Source organism: Hymenobacter piscis (genome assembly GCF_018760735.1).
GTDB lineage: Bacteria > Bacteroidota > Bacteroidia > Cytophagales > Hymenobacteraceae > Hymenobacter > Hymenobacter piscis.
This window is the reverse complement of the sequence record NZ_JAHHZN010000043.1, coordinates 1-4,611: the sequence shown is the minus strand read 5'-3', so window position 1 is coordinate 4,611 and position 4,611 is coordinate 1. Positions and strand designations below refer to the sequence as shown.

The 4,611-nt window shown below is 60.1% G+C and carries 2 protein-coding genes and 1 pseudogene; all 3 read left to right on the top strand.

Annotated elements, in window-relative coordinates; all coding sequences use genetic code 11:
* The first annotated feature begins 289 nt into the window (after positions 1-289).
* The 3 genes and pseudogenes from KLP40_RS20925 to KLP40_RS20915 all read left to right on the top strand — a co-directional run bounded on the left by KLP40_RS20925 (position 290) and on the right by KLP40_RS20915 (position 4,182).
* Positions 290-1,171 (top strand): hypothetical protein, encoded by an 882-nt coding sequence (locus KLP40_RS20925; RefSeq protein WP_215595791.1) that lies wholly within the window; start codon positions 290-292, stop codon positions 1,169-1,171.
* Positions 1,172-1,312: 141 nt separating this feature from the next.
* A pseudogene (locus tag KLP40_RS20920) lies at positions 1,313-2,526 on the top strand (Tn3 family transposase).
* 186 nt (positions 2,527-2,712) lie between these two features.
* A complete protein-coding gene (locus KLP40_RS20915) occupies positions 2,713-4,182 on the top strand; it encodes a Fic family protein (RefSeq protein WP_215595789.1) in 1,470 nt (489 codons plus the stop codon).
* Positions 4,183-4,611 lie beyond the last annotated feature (429 nt).

Genomic DNA, 4,611 nt, shown 5'->3' with positions numbered 1-4,611 from the left:
AATGGCTTCGACCAACTCACTCGGCTCCACCACCGAAGGGCGGCCGTGGGACGAAAAGGTCAGCGCCGGCAGAATCCACTGCCGAATCATATCTTTGGAAAGGACTTCCATTGGAAAGACGAAAAGAGGAGTGTCGCACCTCAAATTTTGCCTTCTTTGGGGAGTCCTTTTACTTTCTAAACAGCTTCAACGCGTGGATTTGCTTGGCCAACATCCGGCGGGTGCTCAAATTCTGCTAACTCAAACATAGGAGACCCTAAGCAAGCTGGCTTACTTCGACCAGCTCGGCGTGCCGGGTTGGCAAGCGGACGACCTGCACCCCAACCGCCAGAAGCGGTTGGCCCACACGGCCCGCAATAAAACCAACCAGGTGCTCCAGCGCTTCACGCCGGCCAAGCGCCATCCGCTGCTGGTGGCTGCCTGCCGAGAAGCCTACCGCGACCTGACGGATATGGTCCTCAAAATGGTGGACGAGCATTGGGAGCACGCCGTGGCCCGCGCCCGACGGGCGCTGCAGGACGACCAGTTGGCGCACGCGCGGGCCAAAGACCAGGCGTTGCGCACGCTCGGCCAAGCCGTGGGCCTAGTCATGGATGAGGAGCATGTACCGGATGAGGCGCTCAGGGAACAGATTTACGCCCAGGTGCCCCGCGAGCAGCTGCAAGCGGCGCTCACCGCCGTGGCCGACTTCGCCCGCCCGGCCCGCCACTCGTACCTAGACTACCTACTGCCGGTGGCCGCCCGCCTGAATACGCTGCTGGGCAGCCTCTTGCAGCAGGTGGCCTTTGAGCAGGCGTTTGCGGGCGACGACTTCGCCGACGCGTTTATCTTACTGAAAGACCTGCACACGGGCCAGCGGCGCAAATTGCCCGAGGCGGCTGCGACGGCCTTTATTCCTGCCAGCTGGCGGGCGTTCGTTTTCGACCAAGATGGCCGCGCCCAGCGGGTGCGCTACGGCTTGTGCGTGTTGGCCACGCTGCGCGAGCGGCTGCGGGCTGGCGACGTGGTCGTCAACGCTTCGCGCAAGTACGCGTCGCTCGATACCTACTTGCTTTCGGCCACCGAATGGGCGCGCCAACGCCCGGACTTACTGGCGCAACTCGGGAGCGCGCACCGGCTGGACGTGCGCTTGCAGGAAGTCGAAGCGCAATTGCCGCTGCTGGAGCACTAACTGGCACAGGGCAAGGATATTCGCCTCGACGAGGACGGGGAACCGGTCGATACCCCGCTACGGGCGGAGGAACTCAGTCCCGAGGTCGAGCAACTGTGTGCGTTGCTGACCGCCTCGCTGCCGCGGGCAGAGCTCACGGAGGTGCTGGTGGAGGTTGACCAGTGGACGGGCTTCTCGACCGAACTGACCGGCCTGGACCAGACGATGCCCCGCGCCCCGGAGCACCAGGCGCTGCTCCACGCGGCCTTGCTGGCCAACGCCTGCCACATCTCCCTGCGCGAGATGGCCCAGAGTACAGGACTGGATTATCAGTCCCTGTGCTGGGTGACGGCCAACTACTTGCGCGAAGACACGCTCAAGCGGGCCACCACCCGCTTGGTTAACCACCAGCACCACCAGTGGCTGGCCCGGCACTGGGGCGGGGGCGCGCTCTCTTCCTCCGATGGCCAGCGCTTCCCCGTCAGCGGCAAGATTCGCAACGCCCGCGCCATCTTGGCTACGGGCAGGGCCTCACCATTTATACCCACACGGCCGACCAGTACGCCCAGTTCGGCAGCCGCGCCATTTCCTCTACCACGCGCGATGCCACCTACGTGCTCGACGAGGTGCTGGGCAACGAGACGGAACTCCCCTTACTCGAGCACACCACCGACACGCACGGCTACACCGATATCGTGTTTGCCCTCTTCGATTTGCTTGGCCTGCAGTTCTCGCCCCGCCTGCGCGACCTAGCCAACCAACGCCTGTGCCGCATTAAAGGCCGCGAACTGAGTTATCCTTCGCTCAAATTCACCGCCCATTTCAACCCGGCTTACGTGCGTCAACACTGGGACGACCTCTTGCGGGTAGCCGGCTCGCTGAAAACGGGCTGGGTAAGCGCCTCGCTGCTCATCAGTAAGTTACAGGCTTATCCCCGCCAGCACCACCTCACCCACCTGCTGCAGGAGTACGGGCGGTTGGTCAAAACGGCCTTCATCCTACGCTACCTGCACTCGCAGGCCCTGCGCCGGCGCATCCACGCCCAGCTCAACAAGGGCGAGCAACTGCACGCGCTACGCAGCTGGCTCTGGTTCGGCGGCGACGGGGTGCTGCGCCAGAAGCAGGAAGAGGCCCAGCAGGAAGTCGTGCGCTGCCTCAAGGTGGTCACCAACGTGGTCGTCGTGTGGAACACGGTATATGCCCAGTTGGCTTTGCAACGTCAGCAGCAGGCGGCAGGTCAGCCGGCGCTACCTGAGCACCTGGCCCAGCTTTCACCAGCTCGTTTTGCCCATTTGAACCGCCTGGGCCGCTATTCCTTCCAACTGCCAGCCGATGTGCTGGTCAATGGCCTGCGACCCCTGAGGCCCTTACCGTAATTCTTTGTCCAGTTACTAACGCAACCCCCTTAAGGTTATCACCATACTGTCTACTCAAGCCTAGCTCTTTGTGGTAGATTGCTGCTGCTTATATTTCGTGCCAATTTGATGTTAATCTAAAAAATTGTCTCAAATTGATGCGTTAATCGAATAAAATTAACAGTTGGCCCCATAGCGCTCTTCTTAATGGAAAAAAATGCACACTGGCCACTGCTGGTATTCGGGACTTCAGATTCGGCAGAGAATCGGCGGATTCGGGCCGCTCGGCAGCGGGGAGAACTGCGGGAGGTGGCGTCCCGCATCTACTCCCCAGACTTAATTACTACTCCGGAGGTGTTGATTCGGAAAAATTGGTTACCGGTGGTGCAGCACTTGTTTCCGGGAGCACTCATCAGCCACCGCTCGCAGCTAGAAGGCGGGCCCTCAGCTGATGCTCACTTGTTCTTAACCTATAAATATACCCGCAATGTGGAGCTGCCCGGCCTGACCGTCCACTTGCTGGAAGGGCCGGAAGCTTTACCTAGTGACACGCCCTTTGGAGATGGCAATCTGCTCTTTGCTTCAGAAGCCCGTGGGCTGCTTGAAAACCTGCAGCCTGCCCGCGTCCGCAAGGGGGGCATCAGCAAAAACCTGCCCATCGAAACCGTCGAGGAGCGGCTGGAAATGGTGCTCAGCATCCGGGGAGAAGACGGGCTAAACGTCCTGCGGGACCAAGCCCGGGAAGTGGCTGCGGCCCTTGACTGGCCAACTGAGTTGGCCTTGCTGCAACGCATCGTGGGGGCGCTGCTGACCACTCAGTCCAGCAAAGTGTTGAATTCTCCAGTAGCTCGGGCCCGGGCGCTCGGTCTCCCCTTCGATGCGGGCCGGGTGTCCTTGCTCACGGAGCTGCTTAGTGCTTTGCACCAAACAGCGCTCCCGGAGCGGCCCGACCCAGGGCCGGCCGCCCCGGCATTTTACACGGTGGCCTTCTTTGAGGCGTACTTCTCTAACTTCATTGAAGGCACGGTCTTCCAGGTGGATGAAGCCCACCGCATGGTGGAATCCGGCCGGGCAGTAGGCGGCCGGCATGCGGATTCCCACGATGTGTTGAGTACGTACCAGCTCTGCAGCAACATCGCGGAAATGAGGGTGGTCCCCCAAACGGCGGAGGAACTGCTCGCTATCCTGCAGCGGCGGCATGCTCAGCTGATGCGGGCCCGGCCGGACAAACGCCCCGGTCAGTGGAAAGAATATGCCAACAAGGCCGGCCTGACCGACTTTGTAGACCCCGCCCTCGTGCGCGGCACCCTGCACGAAGGATTCAAGCTCTACCGGAACCTGACGGAGCCGCTTGCTCGGGCAATGTTCATGATGTTTCTAATCAGTGAAGTCCACCCCTTTGATGATGGCAATGGTCGGGTGGCCCGTCTAATGATGAATGCCGAGCTTGTGAGTGCTGGTCAGTGCCGCATTATCATCACCACCCACGCCCGCGAAGGCTATTTGGATGCGTTGCGTGTGTTGAGCCGACAAGGAAAGCCGGACTTATATATCCGCATGCTGAGCAGTGCTCAACACTTTGTGGCCAGCTTGCGGCCCGAGTCTTACGAGGCAGTAAAACAGCAACTGGAAGCCCAGCAAGCCTTCACGGAAGTTTCCTCGCAGTTGCGCTGGTAACCAGAAGGCGTCGACCGATATGGCCCTGACGACCAGTCACCGGTTAGCACGGTTATGTCTGAGCGAACCCATAGCAAAAGCATAACAGTCAGCATCAGACATATTTGCATTAAAACAACTACCTACATCTTAGGAGCCGCAGCCCATGAATGGCCTTGGTTAAAAGTTTGGTCCAAAAGATACTGTGATGGCAAGCAAGCGGTCAGCCGTCTTTATTTATCTTCGAGCCTCTGAAGGAGGACGTGCGCGTTCATCCTGCGTAGCCTCGGCCCACTTCGGTGGCCGGGGCTATTTCTTGCCCGACTAGTGCTCTGCCCGCATAGTTATTAGACCAGTTTGGTGTCGAGTTCGTATAGGGTCGGATGAACACTTCTTCTTCGATTGAACTGTCGGCTGCCGAGCAAGCGCAGTTGCAGCGGCTGGTTCGCA

What these genes read in the sequence shown, in the direction of transcription:
- KLP40_RS20915 (WP_215595789.1), top strand. Translation starts at nt 2,713, where the DNA reads ATGGAAAAAAATGCACACTGGCCACTGCTGGTATTCGGGACTTCAGAT.